This is a genomic window from Brevibacterium antiquum CNRZ 918 (genome assembly GCF_900169145.1).
In the GTDB taxonomy this organism is placed as follows: Bacteria; Actinomycetota; Actinomycetes; order Actinomycetales; family Brevibacteriaceae; genus Brevibacterium; species Brevibacterium koreense.
Genome location: NZ_FXZD01000001.1, coordinates 338,575 through 357,826, shown reverse-complemented (window position 1 = coordinate 357,826; position 19,252 = coordinate 338,575). Strand labels below are relative to the sequence as shown.

The window sequence follows — 19,252 nt, the reverse complement described above, 5'->3', positions numbered from 1 at the left end:
GTTGAGGTTACCTGATTCGGCGACTACCGTGGTTTCGTTCCCACCCCACTTTCTCAAGGAGTCGCATGTACGACTGGCTGGTCGCAGCTGTGCTTGGCATCGTTCAGGCACTGACAGAGTTTCTGCCGATCTCGTCCTCGGCGCATGTGCGCATCGTCGGTGAGTTCATGTTGCCGGGCCAGGATCCGGGCGCGTTCTTCACTGCGATCATCCAGATCGGCACCGAGGCGGCTGTCGTCGTGTACTTCTGGCGCGACATCGTCTCCATCATCTCCAAATGGTGCAAGGCGCTGGTCGGCAAACACGACCGCAAAGACCCTGAAGTTCGGCTCGGCTGGCTGATCATCGTCGGTTCGATTCCGATCGTCATCCTCGGCCTGCTGTTTCAGGACGCCATTGAGGGTGCCCTCCGCAGCCTGTGGCTCACCGCAACCATGCTCATCGTCTTCGGCCTCATCATCGGCCTCGCAGACTGGGTGGGCAAGAAGGAACGCACCCTCGACGATATGAGCTGGGGGCAGGGCATCATCTATGGCCTCGCCCAGTCACTGGCACTCATCCCCGGTGTCTCACGCTCTGGTGGCACGATCATGGCCGGGCGATTCATGGGCTTCGACCGACCTTCCGCTGCCCGCTACTCGTTCCTGCTCGCCATTCCAGCAGTCTTGGGATCGGGCTTCTACAGTGTTTTTCAGACGCTCGGCAGCACAGACATGGTCATCGGCTGGGGACCTACGATCCTGGCCACCATCATCGCCTTCGGACTCGGACTCCTTGTGATCCACTGGTTCCTCGGCTATGTGAAGACCAAGTCGTTCGCGATCTTCGTCTGGTACCGCGTGGCGTTGGGCATCGTGCTCTATATCCTGCTCGGCACGGGAGTCCTCGCAGCCACCTGATCGGTCCGGCCTGACCCAGCGGGTTCTCGGCGCCGGCTGGCTCTCGGGCCCGGCTGGCTTTTGGGCCTGGCGGGCTCTCGGGCCGGGCTGCCCCGGATGGGTGTCAGAGCAGTCCGCCACCACCGGGCGTGCTTCCCTCGGAGAGCCCGGCTGCGGTGACCGACATCGCTGTCAGCACTGGCTGTGGCCCCGAGAAGTCGATAACGGTGAACGAGCCCGGGGCAACGCTGATTCGCTGAAAATCATCAAGAGGCATGCCCAGCGCATGGGCAATGATCGCCTTGATGATATCTCCGTGTGAGACGAGCATCGCCCAGCGACTGGCCCTGCCCTCATGATCATCGCCGCTCCGGTTTCGCTGTTCCTCTTCGTTCCGTTCCTCTGTGCGGAGCTCGTCGACAACGGATCTCACACGTGACACGGCACGGTCGGCTGCCTCGGCGATGGATTCCCCACCAGGGAAACGCGCTTGCGACGCGCGTTCGAGGACGGTTTTCCACAGCTCTTCACTGCCGAGTTCCTTCAGGCTGCGCCCGGTCCATTCGCCATAGTCGACTTCGATCAGGTCATCGACGGCTGCGACAGATTCAGCGGCAATCGTTGACGCTGCGATCTGTGCCGTCTGCTCACATCGCAGGAGCGGCGAATGCAGCAGGCGGACAAAACGCTGCTGCGGGAGCATCCGCAGCGTGTCGCGAAGGGCGCTGACACCCTGATCGGTCAGCGACACGCCGGGGGCGCGTCCGGCGAGGATTCCTGCCGTATTCGCACTGGAGACGCCGTGCCGAAGGAGAACGATGACGGGCATGCAATCAACACTAGCCCAGATCGTTTACAGTGAGCCTATGAAACGTCAGCGTCCCAGCATGACCTATGAGTTCCGCAAGGTTTCGTTCTCCAGGGAGACACCACGATCTGTCAGTCTGCAGGAACTCAATGATGAGGCGGAGTACGGCAAATGGGAGCTGGCCCGGACCCGGATCTCTGTGGGAGGCACCAAGACCGTGTGGCTGCGCCGCAAGATCATGCCTCTGACGTCAAGCAGATGACGTCGAACTAAGTGAAATCCCCCGCCCCACTCCTCCCTGTCCTCTTCGCCGGCCTCGTCACCATCGTGGCCGGCGGTGCCATGTCGCTCCAAGGACGCGCCAACGGCCTGCTCGGTCCGATCCTGGGCCACTCTGTCTTCGCCGCGCTCGTCTCGTTCTTCATCGGACTCACCCTCGTGGGCACGACGCTGCTGTGCTCTCCCCGCTCTCGGACCGGTGCCCTGAATCTGATCCGGCTTGTCCGCACGCACGCGATGCCCTGGTGGATGATGCTCGGTGGTCTCAGCGGCGGCCTCGTCGTCATCGCTCAGGCCTCGACCGTGCCGATCATGGGCGTCGCGATGTTCACCATGGCGTTCGTCTCCGGCCAGGTGACCGGTGGTCTCATCGTCGACTCCACACGCCTGCCACCGGGCGGTAAGCAACGTCTGACATTCTTTCGGGCCTTCGGCGTCCTCGTCGTCATCGCGGCCCTGATCTACGGGGCCTCGGAGAGACTCACCCTGGGAGTCCCGCTCTGGGCCCTGCTGCTGCCCTTCGTCTCGGGTGCGCTGACCTCGGTCCAACAGGCGTTCAACGGACGGATCAAAGCCGCCACGGGCTCGGTCATCGTCGCCACCACCGTGAACTTCGCCGTCGGTTTCCTCGCCCTGCTCATGGCTGCTGGGGTCATCATGCTCTGGAGTGACATGGGCCGGCTTCCCGGCGGAGCCCACTCAGTGGTGGATGCTGCTGGGCGGGGCCTTCGGCGTCATCTTCATCGGTCTGACCGCGCTGACGGTGGCGAAGCTCGGCGTGCTGCTGCTCAGCCTGTTCTCTCTGTTCGGAAATCTCCTCGGCGCACTCCTGCTCGATCTCCTGCTGCCCATGCCCGGTTCCCTGGTGAGCACCACGACGGTCATCAGCGCCGCCATGGTGCTCCTCGGAATCGCGATGACGGTTATGCCTTCATCAGGAAATCGCCCAAGACCCTCGCTCCGAACTTGAGCGCGGAGATCGGCACTCGCTCGTCGACGCCGTGGAACATCGCAGGGAAGTCGAGGTCCCCCGTCAGCTGCAGCGGCGCAAATCCGTAGCCGGTGATGCCCAGTTCGGCCATGGACTTGTTGTCTGTGCCGCCCGACAACGTGTACGGCAGCACCTTCGCTGTGGGATCGTCATCGAGCAGGCTCGTGCACATCTGCGCGACGAGTGGCGTGTCGAAGGGCGCCTCCAAAGCGTCTCCTTCGTCGTTGGCCTCGATGTCGATGCCCTCACCTGCGAGTTCCTTGATTTTGAGCATCACGTCCTCGTGCTGGCCTGGAAGGGTACGGCAGTCGACGAATGCCGTGGCCGTGCCCGGGATCACGTTGTGCTTGTAGCCGGCGTTGAGGAATGACGGATTCGAGGTGTTCTGCAGGGTCGGGGCGACGAACTTCTCAACCGAGCCGAGTTCGGCCAGGAGGTCCCCGATCGTATCGGCCCGGAATTCGATGCCGGTGATCTCCGCAACTCCTTCAAGGAGCTGCCGGGTCGCGACCGGGATCTCCTGCGGCCATGGATATTCGCCGATGCGGGCGATGGCGGCGGCGAGCCGGGTGACAGGGTTGTCGTCATTGCGCTGGGAGCCGTGTCCCGCAGTGCCGTGGGCGATGAGGTTGAGCCAGGCAAGGCCCTTCTCTGCGGTCTGGACGAGGTACACGCGCTGACCGCGGACGTCGACGGAATACCCGCCGACCTCGGAGATCGCCTCAGTGGCTCCGGAGAAGAGCTCCGGGTGGTTGCGGACCATATAGCGGGCGCCGTAGGTGCCGCCGGCTTCCTCATCGGCGAAGAAGGCGATGATGAGGTCCCGACGTGGGCGCAGACCCTGGCGGAGCATGTCGCGCACGGCGGCGATGATCATCGCGTCCATGTCCTTCATATCGACGGCTCCACGGCCCCAGAGCATCTCGTCCTTGATGACACCAGCGAACGGGTCGACGCTCCAGTCCTCGGCTGCCGCCGGAACCACATCGGTGTGGCCGTGAACGACGAGCGCGTCTGCCTCGGGATCAGTTCCTTTGATCCGGGCGACCAGGGAGGCACGGCCGGGTTCGGATTCGATGATCGTGGACGTCAGTCCCACCTCATCGAACCAGCCGGCGATGAGATCCGCAGCCGGCCGTTCGGGGTTGACCTTGTTGCCTCCCCAGTTCTGTGTGTCGATGCGAATGAGCTGCTGGCACAGTGAAGTGACCTCGGCCTCGGCGGCGCTGAAATCGTACACGGAGTCTCCCGTCGGAAAAGTGAGAAGAGTTGACGTGATCCACGTTATATCAACTGCCCCAGCGCCATCCATGGTGTCCACCGATCGTGCTGGCCCCCGCCAATGCAGGAGTGAATGAGAAATGGCCTCCGGATCAGATCCGGAGGCCATTTCCTCTGTTGTGCGCGAAGGGGGACTTGAACCCCCACGCCCGATAAGTTGGGCACTAGCACCTCAAGCTAGCGCGTCTACCAATTCCGCCACTCGCGCTGGCAACAGAGATAACTTTACACGCGACATTCGGCCGTGCAAAATCAGATTGGCCGATTGTGATGCACGGCACTCAACGGCTTCTCTGAAGCTCCTCGCCGCCCACTGCACAGGCTCATTCGGCGAGTTCTGAGACCGTGGAGAGGATGTGCGGTTTGCCGGACTTGAGATCGAAGAGGGCGAACTTCGCGGCCTCGTGCCGATGCCCATCGGTGATGGCGAAGCCAACGGTCGAGGGCAGCAGCACAGGTTTCGCGAACGACACATCCCACCGATACGACTCCAGCCTCGTATCGACCGCGGACAGGGCGCGGGAGGCACCGTACATTCCGTGGGCGATGAGGCGTGGGAAGCCGAAGCCCTTCGCTGCCAACCCGTTGAGGTGGATCGGGTTGTAGTCACCCGAGGCGTGGGCATAGCGCTGGCCGATGATCGGGTCGAGTCGCCACAGTGCGCTCGGGGTGGGAGCCGTGAACTCCTCCCGCGGCGCCTGTGGTTTCGATTCCGCATTGGGCAGCTTTTTGCCCTTGGCCAGATAAGTCGTGGTCTCCCGCATACACAGAGCACCCTCAACCTTCGCCTCAACGATGACCTCGATCGTGGTTCCTGCTGAATGCTGGTAGGGACCGGCCAGCTCCACATGGAAGTCGACACTGTCACCGACATGCACGGCACGGAGGCTGTCGATCCTGTTGTGGATGTGGACCATGCCCATCATCGGCAGTGGCACCTCGGGATCGCTGAGCAGCTGCATGCTCAGTGGGAATGCGAGGACGTGGAGGTAGCCCGGGTGGACGATATTGCCCAGCCCGGCCCCGATGACAGTGGTGAAACCGGCGTAGGCATCGGCCTCGATCGGCATGCTGCGATCCAAGGCGCGATCAGGCAGGTCCGGCCTCGTGCGTGTGCCCAGCGGCAGTGCCTTGAGCACGGCCTTCGCATAGAGGGGCAGCATCGATTCCTTCGCCATCATGCACCCACCATGTTCTGACCGCACACTCGCAGCGTCGATCCGTTGATCCCACGGGCCCCCGCCGAGGCGAGGAAACCGATGGTCTCGGCCACGTCGACTGGCTGTCCTCCCTGCTGAAGGCTGGAGAGTCTGCGTGCAACCTGTCTGGTCAATGCCGGCATCTTGGCTGTCATGTCGGTTTCGATGAAACCGGGAGCCACCGCATTGATCGATCCTCCGCGCTTGCCGAAGTCCGGCGCCGAGGCGGCGGTGAGTCCGATGACCCCGGCCTTCGAAGTTGCGTAGTTCGTCTGCCCGCGGTTGCCCGCGATGCCCGAGGTCGAGGCCAGTGACACGACCTGTGCGCCCTCGGCGAATAGATCCTCGGCCTTCAGGTGGGCGTTGATTCGGGCCTGGGAGGCGATGTTGACGGCGATGACGGAATCCCAGCGGGAGGCATCCATATTCGCCAGCATCTTGTCTCGGGTGATTCCGGCATTGTGGATGAGGATGTCGACCGGACCTCCGACCGCCTCGGCGATCTTCTCCGCCGCGGTCTCTGTGGTGATGTCGAGTTGGAGGGATCTGCCTCCGACCTCATTCATCACCTCTGCCAGAGCCTGTCCGGCCTGTGGCATGTCGACGCCGATGAGGTGGGCACCATCACGGGCCAGGTTGCGCGCAATCGCGGCACCGATCCCGCGAGCGGCACCGGTGACGACAGCGGTTCGTCCTGCCAACGGGCCGGATTCGCCGGTCGACAGGAACTCCTGCAACCCGATCGGGGTGCCGGCCTGAGTCGAGACGGTGATGAACTGACCTGAGACGTAGGCAGATTTGCCTGAGAGCAGGAACCACAGCGCAGTGGACACAGAGGGGGCCTGCACGTCGACGCCGTCGAGGAGGATCCCGTTGGCGGTCGCCCCGCTGCGCATCTCATGAGCCATGGAACGTGTCAGACCGGTGATCCCCTGAGTCGCGGCGGCGAGTTCGGGGCTCTGCTGCGTCGGGTTCGGGGCTGCGGAAACTGTGATGACGCGTCCGCAGCGGACAAGGGATCGCAGCGCTGTTCCGATCTCGAGCACCGTCTCTGACAGGTCACCGGGCGCGGTGGCTGCGTCGAAGACGGCGATGATGGCTCGCAGCGACTCCCCCGAGCTGGCATGGCGTCGAACCTCGAGACCGTTGTCCAACAGCAGGTCGGCCAGCTTCTGCGCCTCAGGTCCGGAGCCGAGAACGAGGACAGGTTTCCGACGATAGTCCGCCGGGGTCGAACCGAAGCGGTGGAGTTCGACTGGCTGCGGCAGGCCCAGTGTCTTCGCGACCTGCTTCAGTGGGCCGTTGACCAAGCCCAGGTAGGTGTCTTTCATGCTGCCTCCACAATCGCGGTGAGTCCCTGGCCGCCTGCTGCGCAGATCGAGACCAGCGATCTCTTCTTTCCGGTGAGCTTGAGGTACTTAGCGGTGGAGGCGATGATGCGCCCACCGGTCGCCGCGAACGGGTGTCCGGCGGCGAGACTTGATCCGAGCGGATTGAGCTTGGTCCGATCAATGGAACCCAGTGCTCCGTCGAGGCCGACCTTGTCACGGCAGAACTTCTCAGACTCCCATGCTGCCAGGTGGCTGAGCACGGTCGAGGCGAATGCCTCGTGGATCTCGAAGACGTCGAAGTCCTCAAACGTCAGTCCGTTGCGAGCCAGTAGGCGTGGGACCGCGTAGGCCGGGGCCATGAGCAGACCCTCGGCTCCGTCGACGAAGTCGACCGCTCCGGCTTCGGCGTCGACGAGGCGGGCCAAAGGGGTGAAGCCGTGCTCGTTGGCCCAGTCCTCACTGCCGAGGAGGACAGAGGATGCTCCGTCTGTCAGCGGCGTCGAGTTGCCGGCAGTCATCGTCGCCGGCGAGCTCAGCCGCTTGCCGAACACGGGTGAGAGCTTGGCCAGAGATTCGGCGGACGAGTCCGCGCGCATGTTGGTGTCGCGGCTGACGCCGAGGTACGGCGTCGATAGATCATCGAAGAAGCCCTCATCCCAGGCGCGGGCAAGGTTGTGGTGGGAGGCCAGAGCCAGTTCGTCCTGAGCCTCACGGGTGATCTGCCACTGGGCAGTGGTGATCGCCTGATGCTCGCCCATGCTCATGCCTGTGCGCGGCTCAGCCGTCGACGGCGCCTGGGGAGCCAGATAGGCCGGTCGGATCTGCGCGGCGATCTTCGCCCGCTGGGTGAGAGTCTTTGCCCGTGAGAGTTCGAGCAGGATCTCACGCATCGAATCATTGACGACGATGGGTGCATCCGACGCGGAGTCGACGCCCGAAGCGATGCCCGACTCGAGTTGGCCGGCATTGATCTTGTTGTTGAGGCTGACCACGGTCTCCAGACCGGTGGCACAGGCCTGCCCGACGTCAAACGCCGGTGTTGTCGGCGACAGGGCGGAACCGAGGACTGCCTCGCGAGTGAGGTTGAAGTCCTTCGAATGTTTGAGGACGGCACCACCGGCAACTTCACCGATGCTCTCACCTGCCAGGCCGAAGCGAGCCACGAGTCCGTCGAGGGCGCTCGTGAGCATATCGAGATTGCTCGCTTTGGCGTATTGCTTGTTCGAACGAGCGAACGGAATGCGATTACCGCCAAGAATGACGGCGCGCTGAGTGGGAGTGGACATTTGCACCTCCGGTATATGGATTTAACTGTTACCGACAGTACCTGATACCGTCTGTCACATGAAATCGCTCACAGACGGTCGCTCCACTCGGTGGCAGCAGCATCGCGACGACAGGCGCCAGGACTTGCTGCGAGCCGTCAGGCATGTCGTCGACGAGTACGGGGACGAACTGTCGATGGAGCAGATCTCGGAGTATTCGGGCACGACGAAGTCGGTGCTCTACCGGTATTTCACGGATCGCGCCGGACTGCAGGCGGCAATGGGCGAATGGGCGATGGATGTCATCTCCAAGTCACTCGATGACGCAACAGCTGCCTCGGCGCAGGATGCACTGACCAAGATGATCCATGCTTTCGTCGCGCTCGCCGCAGAATCGCCGAATATCTACCGATTCTGCGATACCGCAGTCAATCGGTTCGCACCGACGGAGACCGGCGGGTTCTTCAACTCGATCGCCGGCCTCCTCGCCGATCGGCTGGTCCTTGAGGGCGCTCAGGGACAGCTGTGGGCAGCGGGTGCAATCGGATTCGTGCGTGCCGCGACCGAGAACTGGCTGGCCAATCCTGGCCGCCCCGATGAATTCGCAACCGCAATCAGTCAATGGCTCTGGGCCTCACTGCCCGCAAAATTAGGAGTACACGAATGAAGCTTTCCCTTGATCCACAGGCGATCAACACTGCTCTCGACGGACGTTGGGCCGAGGCTCGACGCCAGGGGCGGAACCTGGCTCACCAGGAGGTCACACACGAGGATCCCGCCGATGATCTCGAGACGACTCGGGCGAAGACGCTGACAGGAGTGGGTCTCATGGCCGACTCGGGACTGCCGATGAAGAGCCTGCCGAAGGCTCTGGGCGGCCTCAACGAACACGCGACCAACGTCGCAGGCTTCGAAGAGACCGTCACAGCCTCCCCCAGCCTCCAGATCAAGGCTGGAGTCCAGTTCGGGCTCTTCGGCGGAGCAATTCTGCACCTGGGCAACTCCGAACAGCACGAAGCCTGGCTGCTGGCCGCCCAGAAGGGTGAGCTGTTGGGATCGTTCGCGATGACGGAGATCGGTCACGGCTCTGATGTGGCAGCGGTCGGCACCACTGCGACCTATGAGGCCGAGAGCGAAGAATTCGTCATTGACACCCCCTTCCGCGCTGCGACGAAGGAGTATATCGGCAATGCCGCCCGCGACGCCCGTGCAGCAGTGGTCTTCGCCCAACTCATCACCGGTGGCGTCAATCATGGGGTGCACGCGTTCTTCGTGCCCATTCGGGACGAGGACGGTGAGGTCCTGCCGGGCATCAACATCGAAGACGACGCCTTCAAGGGAGGCCTCAGGGGCGTCGACAACGGTCGCATCGCCTTCGATCAGATCCGCATTCCTCGGTTCAACCTTCTCGATCGCTACGGAGCCGTGAATGCCGCGGGCGAATACACCTCCCCCATCGACTCACCGGGCCGCCGCTTCTTCACGATGCTCGGGACCCTGGTCCAGGGTCGTGTCTCCCTCGATGGTGCGGCTATCGTGGCCTCGAAGCTGGCCCTCGACATCGCCGTGCGCTACGGGCTCGAGCGCAAGCAGTTCACCTCTGTCGACGACATCAATGAGAGCACTCTGCTGGACTATCAGCAGCACCAACGCCGCCTGATGCCGGCCATCGCCTCCGTCTATGCTTCAGCCTTCGCTCACGAGAAGCTCCTCAGCTCGTTCGACGAGGTGTTCTCCGGCGCCGACGAAAGCGAGGAGAATCGTGCGCTGCTCGAGACTCGGGCCGCGGCGTTCAAGGCCGATACGACGTGGATGGCCCTCGACGTCATCCAGGAGTGCCGGGAGGCATGCGGCGGGGCCGGCTACATGGCCGAGAACCGTCTCGTGGGGCTGCGCGCCGACCTCGACGTCTATGCCACGTTCGAAGGCGATAACACCGTGCTCCTGCAGCTGGCTGCCAAGCGCCTCCTCGGCGACTATGCGAAGGAGTTCGCAAATATCGATGTCGGCGGGGCCGCCCGCTACATCGGCACCCAGGCGGCTGAGCGCACGCTCTACCGCACTGGACTGGCCAATGCGGGACTCGCCATCTCCGACGTCTTCACCCCCAACCTCGGCGAGAAGCGGATCCGCTCCGGACGTCTGCAGCGCTCGCTCCTCGAGACCAGACTCGAAGTCATGGTCTCCGGGCTCGCCCAGGCGCTGCGCCCAGCGATGAAGATGTCAGCAGCAGATGCTGCGGACCTGTTCAACTCCAATCAGCATGAGTTCATCGAGATGGCTCGTGCCTACGTCGAGTTGGAGAAGTGGAAGGCCCTCGACGAGGCGATGCGGGAGCAGCAGGACCCCGACCAGAACAAGGTGTTCCGACGTCTGCGCGATACCTACGGTCTCAGCCTCATTGAGAAGCATGTGGGCTGGCACCTCATGTACGGTCGTCTGCCGATGCTGCGCGCCCGGCAGCTCAACGAAACCCTCAACCGCCTGTGCGCGAAGCTGTCGACCAATGCTTTGGACCTGGTGGAGGCCTTCGGCTACGGCGATGATCATCGCCGCGCCACGATCGCGACCGGTGTTGAGGCCAAACGCCAGGACGAAGCGGCAGACTACTACCGTCACTCGCGTGCTCAGGAGGACTATGCGGTGCCGGAGAAGCAGCTGCGCAAGGCGGAGAAGGCGGCCCGGAAGGCCGCTGAGAAGGACGGCCGCAAGCCGGAGTAGAAGTCTTGACAGGCAGCGGGAGGGGCCGTGCGGCGAATCAGCCGCACGGCCCCTCCCGCGTTGTGCTGGATTCCACGACTCGTATGCGGGCGTGTCTCGTGTGCCGGACCGCAGTTGCCGGCCACCGGCAGCTCGAGCGCGACCGCGCGCAATCACTGGCAGTCAGGGGCAATCACTGGCAATCAGGCGCTGAGGAAGTCCTTCAGCGCCGCTGAGACTGTAGCAGTCTCCGTGAGGAAACCGTCGTGACCGACCTCGGATTCGATGACGTGATGGGTCACCGCTCCGGGCAGATTCTGGGCGAGAAGTTCGACCTGTGCGGGCGGGAACAGCCGATCAGAGGAGACCGAGACGACGAGGTTGTCGGTACAGGCATCGGCCAATGAAGTCGCCAGGTCGTGGCAGCGGCCCACGCGCACGTCGTGATCGCGCAGGGCGCGGGAGAGCACGACGTAGCTGTGTGGGTCGAACCGGGCGGTGAGCTTCTTCGCCTGGTGGTCGAGGTACGAGGTGACCTCATAGTAGTCAGGCGATCTGCGTCGCCTGGAGAAGCGATGGTTGAGGTCCGCATCGTTGCGGTAGGTCAGGTGGGCGATCTGACGGGCCAGGCCGAGACCTTGGGCAGGGAAACGGCCGACCGCTGTGTAGTCACCGGAGTAGTAGTCGGGGTCGAGTTCGATCGCACGTTCCTGCATCATCGCCCAGGCGATCTGATCGGCTTCACAGAAAGCTGGTGCGGCGATGATCGCGCACTTCTTCACCTTGCGTTTGTCGAGCAGGGCGAATTCGAGGGCTCTGGCTCCGCCCATTGACCCGCCGATGACGGCATGCCACGAATCGATCCCGAGTATCTGCCCGAGATTGTGTTCCAAGCGGGCCATATCGCGGATGGTGACCGCAGGAAATCTGGAGCCGTAGGGCAGTCCGTCGTCATAGACAGACTGTGGTCCTGTGGTTCCCGAGCACCCACCGAGCGAATTCGCACACACCACGAAGTATTCGTCCGTGTCGATCGCCTCACCCGGACCGACGACTCCTGCCCACCATTCGGTGACGCTGGTGTCGCCGGTCAGGGCGTGTTCGATCAGGACCGCATTGCTGCGGTCGGAGTTGAGTCTGCCGAAGGTTTCGTAGGCGACTTCGACAGTTCCGAACGTGTGTCCGGATTCTGTGACGAAGCCCAGAATTCGCTCGACGGAAGTGCTCTGGGTAGTCATGTCAGGCTGCGGCCGACGCATTCGCTGCGGCAGCGGCGAAGCCCTTGTCGATGTCGGCGATGATGTCGTCGCTGCCTTCGAGCCCCACGGACAGGCGCACGAGTGCCGGGTTCACACCGGCAGCGGCCTGCGCTTCTTCGCCAAGCTGCGAATGAGTCGTCGACGCCGGGTGGATGACCAGGGAACGGACATCACCGATGTTGGCCACGTGTGAGTGCAGTTCGAGCGCATCGACGAAAGCCACGGCGGCGTCGAAGCCGCCGGCGATGTCGAAGGACAGGACCGAGCCGACACCGTTCGGCAGGTACTTTTTGGCCTTGTCGCGCCAGGGGCTGGACTCGAGTCCGGCGAAGGCGACGCGGCTGACCTGTTCGTGGTTCTCAAGGTAGAAGGCAACCTTGTTCGCATTCTCGACATGGCGGTCGATGCGCAGGCTCAGAGTCTCCAGTCCCTGGGCGATGAGGAACGCATTGAACGGGCTGGCGGCTGGCCCGAGGTCACGCAGGCCCTGCACACGGGCCTTGAGACCGAAGGAGACGTTCGCGCCGAACGGCGAATCCGCACCGAGGTCGCGAGCGTAGACCAGACCGTTGTAGGACTCATCCGGGGTGTTGAAGCCGGGGAACTTCTCCGGCCGCGTGCCGTAGTCGAAGTTTCCGCTGTCGACGACGACACCGGCGATCGAGGTGCCATGTCCGCCGAGGTACTTCGTGGCCGAGTGGAGAACGACGTCGGCACCGTGCTCGATCGGGCGAACTAGGTAGGGGGTGGCCAGGGTGTTGTCGGTGAAGAGCGGAACACCGGCCTCGTGAGCGATGTCAGCCACAGCTGCAATGTCGAGGACATCGGAACGGGGGTTGGAGACGACCTCGGCGAAGAAGAGCTTCGTGTTCTCCTGTGTCGCGTTCTTCCAAGCATCGAGGTCGTCGACGTCGACGAACGTGGTCTCGATGCCGAGTTTGCGCAGGGTCACGTGAAGCAGGTTGTAGGTTCCGCCGTAGAGACTGGAACTGGCGACGATGTGGTCACCGGCTTCGGCGATGTTCGTAATCGCCAGCAGGGCTGCTGACTGTCCAGATGCGGTGAGCACGGCGTGGACTCCGCCTTCGAGGTCGGCGATGCGATTCTCCACGACCTCTGTGGTCGGGTTGGTGATGCGGGTGTAGATGGGACCGAGCTCGGTGAGTGCGAAGCGGTTCGCTGCCGTCTCATTGCTGTCGAAGACGAAGGAGGTGGTCTGGTGGATGGGCAGCGCACGGGAGCCGGTGGTCGGGTCCGGTGTCTGACCAGCATGGATCTGACGAGTTTCGAATGACTGGGTCATGGTGTCTCCTCCGGGTATGGCTGATTCGCCCGTGGTGGTCCGCGCGAGTGGTTGTGGTGATGTCACTACTGTCTTCGACTCTCAGGCTGCGAGTATGCGATCTCGTCATGTTCGTGTCACCTGGCGTCATGTTTCGTCACACCGTTCGCAGATCCATCACCCCGGCTGCGGGGTCCTCACCGGAAGTTGCGGGCCTTGGTCGGCAGCTGCACCTCGAGCGGGATGAGCTTGTGGGCGTAGAGGCTCACAACCTCTCCCCCGCGTTGGATCAGCCCGGTGACCACGAGGGCGTTGCGCGAGGTCGCGATCGGCCGGAACCGCTTCATCAGCCCGGGCGTGGCCACGACGTTGAGCATCCCGAATTCGTCCTCGAGGTTGATGAATGTGATCCCCGAGGCCGTGCCCGGGCGCTGTCGGTGTGTGACGATGGCGGCCACCGTCATCCGGGTCCCGTCCGCAGCCGCCGCGGCATCCGCTGTCGAGGCATAGCCCCGTTCGATCAGGGACGCTCGCAGGATCTCGGTCGGGTACCCGTCGACCGTGATCCCGGTGGAGAAGAGTTCGGCCAGGGTCGTGTCGAAGGCATCCATGGTCGGCAGGCTCGGCGCCGAGGAGATCGTGGCGGTTCCCGGGAGCACGCCCGGGTGTGCTCCCGCGACTCCTCCGGCCAGCCACAGTGCCTGCCTGCGGTCGAGGTCGAAGCTGCTCAATGCTCCCGCGGTTGCCAGCCCTTCGAGTGCCTGCTTTCCGATGCCGGTCCTCTCTGCCAGGTCTGCCACCGAGGCGAATGGTGCCCTCGCGCGTTCGGTCACGATCACCTCGGCAAAAGAACCGACATGAGCCACCGAGTCGAGACCCACTCGGATCCCGAACTCGCCCGAGGTTCCGATGCCATCGGTTTCGAGGCGTTCCAGATCGGTGCCGGCCATCGAGTGACGAATGTCCACGGGCAGAATTCTCACACCGTGCCGGCGGGCGTCGGCGACGAGTGACTGCGGCGAGTAGAAGCCCATCGGCTGACTGCGCAGCAGGCCCACAGTGAACGCCGCATGATGGTGGTATTTGAACCAGGCCGACTGGTAGACGAGGTTCGCGAAGCTGATCGCATGAGATTCGGGGAACCCGTAGTTGGCGAACGCGGCGATCGTGGAGAAGATGGACTCCGCCGTCTCCTCGTCGACTCCTTTGGCTGCGGCACCGGCCTGGAACTTCTGCGCCAGTTGGGTCATCCGCTTCTCTGATCGCCGCGACCCCATGGCCTGGCGCAGCTGATCGGCATCGGCACCGGTGAAACCGCCGACGTCGATGGCCATCTGCATGAGCTGCTCTTGGAACAGCGGCACCCCGTAGGTCTTGGCCAGGGACTTCTGCAGCAGAGGGTGGAGGTATTCGACCTCGTCGAGGCCCTGTCGTCTGCGGATATAGGGGTGGACGGAACCGCCCTGGATGGGGCCGGGTCTGATCAGTGCAACCTGGACGGCGAGGTCGTAGAACGTTTCCGGACGCAGCCTGGGAAGAGTCGCCAGCTGAGCCCGCGATTCGACCTGGAACACACCCACCGCATCGGCCTTCTGCAGCATCGTGTAGACGTCCTCGTCCTCGTCATCGATATGGGCGCGTTCGATGACCTCGCCCGTGTGCCTGTGGACCAGGTCGACCATCTCGTGGAGTGCGGTGAGCATGCCCAGTCCCAGCAGGTCGAACTTCACCAGGTCCATGGCGGCACAGTCGTCTTTGTCCCATTGGACAACGGTGCGATGGCCCATCGTGGCCTTCTCGATCGGAACGACCTCACCGATGGGACGGTCAGCGAGGATCATGCCGCCCGAGTGGATGCCCAGGTGACGGGGTGAGCCGAGGAGATCGGCGGCGATCGTGAGCACCGGGGCCGGGACCGGGGAATCGGAGGCCTCGGGCAGGGTCGACCAACGGTTGCTGACCTTTGAGAACGCATCCTGCTGGCCCGGTTCGTAGCCCAGACTGAAGGCCGCGTCCCGGATCGCTGACTTCGCCCGGTAGGTGATGACGTTCGCGACCTGAGCGGCACGTTCACGGCCGAAATGATCATAGACATATTGGATGACCTCCTCCCGCCTGCCCGATTCGATGTCGATGTCGATATCCGGATAGCCTTTGCGATCGGGTGAGAGGAAGCGGTCGAAGAGGAGTTCGTGCTTGACCGCGTCGACGGCGGTGATGTCGAGGACATAGCAGACTGCGGAGTTCGCCGCCGAACCTCTCCCCTGGCAGAAGATGCTCACTCGATGGCAGAACTCGGTGATGTCGTAGACGATGAGGAAGTATCCACAGAACCCCAGCGTCGCGATCATGTTCATCTCCCGATCAAGCTGTGCCCATGCCTTCGGGTTTACCGCCCTGGATCCGTAGCGCCTGGCGCCGCGGTCTTCAATCAGCTCGCGCAGATATTCTTCGGCCCCACGGGCATCGGGCATCGGGGCACGCGGCAGGTCCGGGCGAGCCGAGTTCAGGACGAAGGAACATTCCTTCCCGATGGCCACGGCGTTCTTTAATGCCTGCCGGGGGAAGCGTGCGGCCATCTCCTCGCCCGTATGGATCCGGGCATTCGCCGTCGCCGGCAGCCACCCGGCCAGCTCGTCGAGGGACAGTCGAGACCTCACCGATGCCCTCACCTGCGCTGACTTCCATTGCGCCCGGGTAGCGAAGTGCACACCGTTGCTGGCCACGACCGGCACATGAGCCCGCTGTGCAAGCTCGCCGAGGTGGCGCAGCCGTTCATCGTCGTCCGGGGTTCCGTCCCGGCTGAGTTCGACCGCGATCCGCTCGCGCCCGAAACGGGCGATGAGTTCGCGCAGGGCTCCGAGTCCACCGTCTGGATCATTCAGAGCTCGGCGCAGGGGGCCTTTGCGGCAGCCGGTGAGGATCGTCCAGTCCCCGCTCATCGCGGCCAGCTCTTCGAGACCGAACGCCGGCCGGTTCTTCTCTCCTGCCAGGTTGGCCTCGGTGATGGCCGTCGACAGTCGGTGATATCCCTCGACTCCGCGGGCAAGGACCACAAGGTGGGTGGCATCAGGATCGGTCTGACCGGGGATCTTCTCCTCCAACCCCACGGACAGCTCCGCGCCGAAGACGGTGGGCAGACCCACCTCGGCGGCGGCATGGGCGAATCGCACCGCACCGTAGAGACCATTGTGATCGGTCAGCGCTAAGGATGTCAGTCCCGCGGCGGCACCTGCGGCCACGAGCTCCTCCGGGTCGGAGGCCCCATCGAGGAAACTGAACTGAGAGTGTGCATGCAGCTCGGCCCATTCGACGGTGGAGGTGCGCAGAATGGGTCCCTGGCCCGGCCCCGAATACCGGCCAGCGCCATCGGAACCGCCGGGACCCACCGACACCTGATGACGGTCGGGGCGGGAGAAGGCAGGCGCGTCGGATCCATCGGCATGTTTGTCAACCGATTGCCTGTCGGTGACCTGCTTGCCGCTGGTCTGCTTGCCCTCCAGCCGCTGGGCCAGCTGGGACCAGGGGGTGCGCGGATTCGAAAAGCCCATCAGCGGTACCGACCGGTGATGTGCCATTGGCCGTTCTCTTTGCTCAGCAGCAGCGCCTGCCCCGAGTCGGTGATCACCTGCAGGCGGGTCCGGTAGGTGGCTTTCGCCGGATCCCACCAGCCGGATTCGACGGGCCAGGAGCCCGAATGGTCAACGATCGCTTCGGTGGCTCCGGTCGGAAAGCGAATCGCACACGGTGTTGCTTCCAGGCCTGCGGGACGAGCTTCCACCGGCAGGTCTCCCGCGGCGAGCACGTCGACGGGCAGATGTTCGACCGTCGTCGGTCGGGGTGCGTGCAGTGCCCCTGGCCAGGGTGCGCCGGAGCTGCGCACAGGTGATGGCGCTTGCTGCCACGGTGTCCACAGGTTCGTCTCGGCCGGATCCCATCCGCCCTGCAGACCCGGGACCAGGACCGAATCGGGACCGAACAGTCCCTGCAGTCGCTCCAGCGTGTGGGTGACCTGCCCGGTGTTCTCATCGAACAGGCTCTTCGTCGCACCGATGGGGGTGGTCAGCTCCGCGGCCACGAGGCCCACAGCGATGATGCCCTCCTCGGAGAAGTCCTCCGGGTCGGGGCCGGGATCGTCGGGAGCCGGTGTCTCCCTATCCCTGCGGGCAGAGGCTGTGTGCCTCCGGGAGCGAGCCGACCCGGGCTGAAGGGCTGGCCCGGACTCGGGTGAGCCCGGTCCCTTTCGAGCGGCTCCTGCCAACCATCCCTCTGCCTGCCACCGCAGGCGATCGGCGATGGTGTTCTCGTTCATGTCCTCGATCCGCCAGGTCCGCTTCGAAGACTGCCCCGAGACAGCGATGAGCTCGATCGTGATCTGTGTGCATACGAGCCCTCGGCGGCGCACTGTGGTCAGCAGCTCGGCGGCCAGCTGGCGGGTCAGAAATCCCAAAGTGTCACTGCGGGTGGTCGGCGTGTCCAGACCGAGCTCGACATTGAGCCGTTCTTCCCGAACATGATCATTCAGAGGCGTCCACTCGGTTCCTGTGGCCAGATCGTGCGCGCGCTTGCCCAGTGCCCCGAATCGGGAGTTCACGTTCCGCGCGTCGATTTCGGCCAGATCCCCCAGGGTTCGCAGACCCAGCTGGGTGAAGGTATCGATGAGTTCGGTCGCGCCTGCCCCTGCGTATTCGAGGGTGCTGATCGGCTGAGCTGCCAAGAACTTCGCGGTCTCCCCTGGTTCGACCCGGCGCGCCTGTCCTGCGGCGAGAACTGCCGCGAACACGGTGTCAGCGATGCCGGGGAAGAACTCCCACCCGGTGACCGACACGAGCGCGGAGATCAGAGCCTCAACGGCGGTGGGCTCGTCGGCATAGCCGTGTTTGAGCGAGTCGAGGGGAATGGCGAGTGTACCGGGGCTGAGCAGAGTGAACCGCGCCACGAGTTCCTCGAGCGCTCCGACTCCTGCGGAGAAGTGTCTGTTGTCTGCGTCCTCGTCCCAGGCCACCACGTGTGCTTCGGGACAGCGGTACCCGACCGCGCGTTTGTTGTTGCCCAGAGCGATCCCGGCTGCGCGGGCAGGCGCATTGGCGGCGATCACCTTGCCCCTGCTGAGAACCGCCACCGGAGTGCGAGGGCTGAGATCATGCTCGGTCGCGGCCGCCACCGCGGACCAATCGGGAACGGTCAGAACCAGCGTGCGACGGTCATCGATGCTCTCTTCGACAGGGACACTGTCCCCACCTGCGGGGCCGCTGCGCACAGTTGTGGGCTCAGTAGCGGCGTCAGCTGACACTGCGGATCACCGGCCGTTCGAATACACCCTCAGCCGGGGCGGGTGCTGGCGCCTCGGCGGGAGCCCCTTCCGGTCCGGGCAACAGGAACCGGTTGACGCCGGTCTGCGATCGGGCCTGCACGAGGCAGGAGCGGAGACGTCCATGGCCGTGTTCCGTGCCCGACCACTGCGTGTCCGTGATCTCAATCTGCTCCGTGCTTCCGGGCATCGACGTCAGACTGATGATGCTGATCTTGCGTTCGCGCACCTTCGCCAGCAGCCGGGCGCGTTCCCCAGCACTGGGCAGGAATCCCGGATCGACGACGAGGACGTCGAAGGATTCGATGAGAATGGAGGCCACACGCAGCCAGTCCTCGGCCGGGGTCACGAGGTTGACGAAATGGTCGAGGTCAACACCCAGATCGGCAATGGATGACACGGCCGGTTCGCCGAGTCCGATGCCGGCACACCATTTCTGTTCCTGGGTTGCGACGGCGATGGCAGCGAGGGCGCAGCTCAAGGACTGCCCCCCGGTCAGGGTCACGATCTCGCCTCGGGGAAGACCGCCTCGGCGGAACATCGGCGCCAGCACCGGATCCACGGTGCGGGGGGCAGGCCCATCGAACAGAGCGGTGGCCGTGGAGATACCCATCTCCCGGCTGAGCTGTTCAACGAGTGGCACTGCAGACATGACATCCATTATCGAA

At 63.9% G+C, this 19,252-nt stretch carries 15 protein-coding genes, 1 tRNA gene and 1 pseudogene; 6 read left to right on the top strand and 11 right to left on the bottom strand.

Annotated elements, in window-relative coordinates:
• Positions 1 to 65: 65 nt before the first annotated feature.
• Positions 66 to 899 carry an undecaprenyl-diphosphate phosphatase gene (locus BANT918_RS01570; RefSeq protein WP_101618657.1) on the top strand — a complete coding sequence of 278 codons (834 nt, stop codon included), beginning with the start codon at positions 66 to 68 and terminating at the stop codon, positions 897 to 899.
• 103 nt (positions 900 to 1,002) lie between these two features.
• On the opposite strand, the gene BANT918_RS01565 is transcribed toward BANT918_RS01570, so the two are convergent.
• Positions 1,003 to 1,707 carry a histidine phosphatase family protein gene (locus BANT918_RS01565; RefSeq protein WP_101618656.1) on the bottom strand — a complete coding sequence of 235 codons (705 nt, stop codon included), beginning with the start codon at positions 1,705 to 1,707 and terminating at the stop codon, positions 1,003 to 1,005.
• A 37-nt stretch (positions 1,708 to 1,744) separates the two neighbouring features.
• Here BANT918_RS01565 and BANT918_RS01560 point away from each other — a divergent pair, with 37 nt between their 5' ends.
• The 3 genes and pseudogenes from BANT918_RS01560 to BANT918_RS17905 all read left to right on the top strand — a co-directional run bounded on the left by BANT918_RS01560 (position 1,745) and on the right by BANT918_RS17905 (position 2,935).
• Positions 1,745 to 1,948 carry a DUF5703 family protein gene (locus BANT918_RS01560; protein ID WP_233430311.1) on the top strand — a complete coding sequence of 68 codons (204 nt, stop codon included), beginning with the start codon at positions 1,745 to 1,747 and terminating at the stop codon, positions 1,946 to 1,948.
• An 80-nt stretch (positions 1,949 to 2,028) separates the two neighbouring features.
• Positions 2,029 to 2,559: pseudogene (locus BANT918_RS17910) on the top strand (DMT family transporter); the annotation flags it as partial.
• A gap of 115 nt (positions 2,560 to 2,674) precedes the next feature.
• Positions 2,675 to 2,935: a DMT family transporter gene (locus BANT918_RS17905; protein ID WP_267892060.1), complete on the top strand. Its 261-nt coding sequence runs from the start codon at positions 2,675 to 2,677 to the stop codon at positions 2,933 to 2,935.
• Here BANT918_RS17905 and BANT918_RS01550 read toward each other — a convergent pair.
• The 5 genes from BANT918_RS01550 to BANT918_RS01530 form a co-directional block, all read right to left on the bottom strand.
• On the bottom strand, positions 2,889 to 4,196 hold the full coding sequence (locus BANT918_RS01550; protein WP_167389351.1) for a M20/M25/M40 family metallo-hydrolase: 1,308 nt from the start codon (positions 4,194 to 4,196) through the stop codon (positions 2,889 to 2,891). The two genes, BANT918_RS17905 and BANT918_RS01550, sit on opposite strands and share 47 nt — an antisense overlap.
• A gap of 161 nt (positions 4,197 to 4,357) precedes the next feature.
• Positions 4,358 to 4,445 (bottom strand) — tRNA-Leu (locus tag BANT918_RS01545).
• Positions 4,446 to 4,560: 115 nt separating this feature from the next.
• Complete coding sequence (locus tag BANT918_RS01540; protein WP_233430310.1) at positions 4,561 to 5,418, bottom strand: MaoC family dehydratase; 858 nt, start codon at positions 5,416 to 5,418, stop codon at positions 4,561 to 4,563.
• Positions 5,415 to 6,767 (bottom strand): 3-oxoacyl-ACP reductase, encoded by a 1,353-nt coding sequence (locus BANT918_RS01535; protein WP_101618653.1) that lies wholly within the window; start codon positions 6,765 to 6,767, stop codon positions 5,415 to 5,417. The genes BANT918_RS01540 and BANT918_RS01535 overlap by 4 nt, the downstream gene beginning before the upstream one ends.
• On the bottom strand, positions 6,764 to 8,053 hold the full coding sequence (locus tag BANT918_RS01530; RefSeq protein WP_101618652.1) for an acetyl-CoA C-acetyltransferase: 1,290 nt from the start codon (positions 8,051 to 8,053) through the stop codon (positions 6,764 to 6,766). Before BANT918_RS01530 ends, BANT918_RS01535 begins: the two co-directional genes overlap by 4 nt.
• A 58-nt stretch (positions 8,054 to 8,111) precedes the next feature.
• On the opposite strand from BANT918_RS01530, the gene BANT918_RS01525 reads away from it, so the two are divergent.
• The gene (locus BANT918_RS01525) at positions 8,112 to 8,699 is read left to right on the top strand and encodes a TetR/AcrR family transcriptional regulator (protein ID WP_101618651.1); all 588 of its coding nucleotides are present in this window, start codon (positions 8,112 to 8,114) and stop codon (positions 8,697 to 8,699) included.
• Positions 8,696 to 10,753, top strand: coding sequence for an acyl-CoA dehydrogenase (locus tag BANT918_RS01520; RefSeq protein WP_101618650.1), 2,058 nt, complete (start codon positions 8,696 to 8,698; stop codon positions 10,751 to 10,753). The genes BANT918_RS01525 and BANT918_RS01520 overlap by 4 nt, the downstream gene beginning before the upstream one ends.
• 182 nt (positions 10,754 to 10,935) lie before the next feature.
• On the opposite strand, the gene metX is transcribed toward BANT918_RS01520, so the two are convergent.
• From metX to BANT918_RS01495, 5 genes are all read right to left on the bottom strand, one after another.
• On the bottom strand, positions 10,936 to 11,970 hold the full coding sequence (gene metX, locus BANT918_RS01515) for a homoserine O-acetyltransferase MetX (protein ID WP_101618833.1): 1,035 nt from the start codon (positions 11,968 to 11,970) through the stop codon (positions 10,936 to 10,938).
• Position 11,971: 1 nt separating this feature from the next.
• Positions 11,972 to 13,294 carry an O-acetylhomoserine aminocarboxypropyltransferase/cysteine synthase family protein gene (locus tag BANT918_RS01510; protein WP_101618649.1) on the bottom strand — a complete coding sequence of 441 codons (1,323 nt, stop codon included), beginning with the start codon at positions 13,292 to 13,294 and terminating at the stop codon, positions 11,972 to 11,974.
• Between the two features lie 176 nt (positions 13,295 to 13,470).
• Complete coding sequence (locus BANT918_RS01505; RefSeq protein ID WP_418904407.1) at positions 13,471 to 16,851, bottom strand: error-prone DNA polymerase; 3,381 nt, start codon at positions 16,849 to 16,851, stop codon at positions 13,471 to 13,473.
• Positions 16,824 to 18,566 carry a Y-family DNA polymerase gene (locus BANT918_RS01500; protein WP_233429208.1) on the bottom strand — a complete coding sequence of 581 codons (1,743 nt, stop codon included), beginning with the start codon at positions 18,564 to 18,566 and terminating at the stop codon, positions 16,824 to 16,826. The genes BANT918_RS01505 and BANT918_RS01500 overlap by 28 nt, the downstream gene beginning before the upstream one ends.
• The gene (locus tag BANT918_RS01495) at positions 18,556 to 19,236 is read right to left on the bottom strand and encodes a DNA recombination/repair protein RecA (RefSeq protein ID WP_233430309.1); all 681 of its coding nucleotides are present in this window, start codon (positions 19,234 to 19,236) and stop codon (positions 18,556 to 18,558) included. The genes BANT918_RS01500 and BANT918_RS01495 overlap by 11 nt, the downstream gene beginning before the upstream one ends.
• Positions 19,237 to 19,252: the final 16 nt, after the last annotated feature.

Coding starts and splice junctions, on each gene's coding strand:
- BANT918_RS01520 (WP_101618650.1), top strand. CDS start 8,696: ATGAAGCTTTCCCTTGATCCACAGGCGATCAACACTGCTCTCGACGGA.
- BANT918_RS01525 (WP_101618651.1), top strand. CDS start 8,112: ATGAAATCGCTCACAGACGGTCGCTCCACTCGGTGGCAGCAGCATCGC.
- BANT918_RS01510 (WP_101618649.1), bottom strand. CDS start 13,294: ATGACCCAGTCATTCGAAACTCGTCAGATCCATGCTGGTCAGACACCG.
- BANT918_RS01565 (WP_101618656.1), bottom strand. CDS start 1,707: ATGCCCGTCATCGTTCTCCTTCGGCACGGCGTCTCCAGTGCGAATACG.
- BANT918_RS01540 (WP_233430310.1), bottom strand. CDS start 5,418: ATGATGGCGAAGGAATCGATGCTGCCCCTCTATGCGAAGGCCGTGCTC.
- BANT918_RS01570 (WP_101618657.1), top strand. CDS start 66: ATGTACGACTGGCTGGTCGCAGCTGTGCTTGGCATCGTTCAGGCACTG.
- BANT918_RS01505 (WP_418904407.1), bottom strand. CDS start 16,851: ATGGCACATCACCGGTCGGTACCGCTGATGGGCTTTTCGAATCCGCGC.
- BANT918_RS01495 (WP_233430309.1), bottom strand. CDS start 19,236: ATGTCTGCAGTGCCACTCGTTGAACAGCTCAGCCGGGAGATGGGTATC.
- BANT918_RS17905 (WP_267892060.1), top strand. CDS start 2,675: ATGCTGCTGGGCGGGGCCTTCGGCGTCATCTTCATCGGTCTGACCGCG.
- BANT918_RS01560 (WP_233430311.1), top strand. CDS start 1,745: ATGAAACGTCAGCGTCCCAGCATGACCTATGAGTTCCGCAAGGTTTCG.
- BANT918_RS01530 (WP_101618652.1), bottom strand. CDS start 8,053: ATGTCCACTCCCACTCAGCGCGCCGTCATTCTTGGCGGTAATCGCATT.
- BANT918_RS01535 (WP_101618653.1), bottom strand. CDS start 6,767: ATGAAAGACACCTACCTGGGCTTGGTCAACGGCCCACTGAAGCAGGTC.
- metX (WP_101618833.1), bottom strand. CDS start 11,970: ATGACTACCCAGAGCACTTCCGTCGAGCGAATTCTGGGCTTCGTCACA.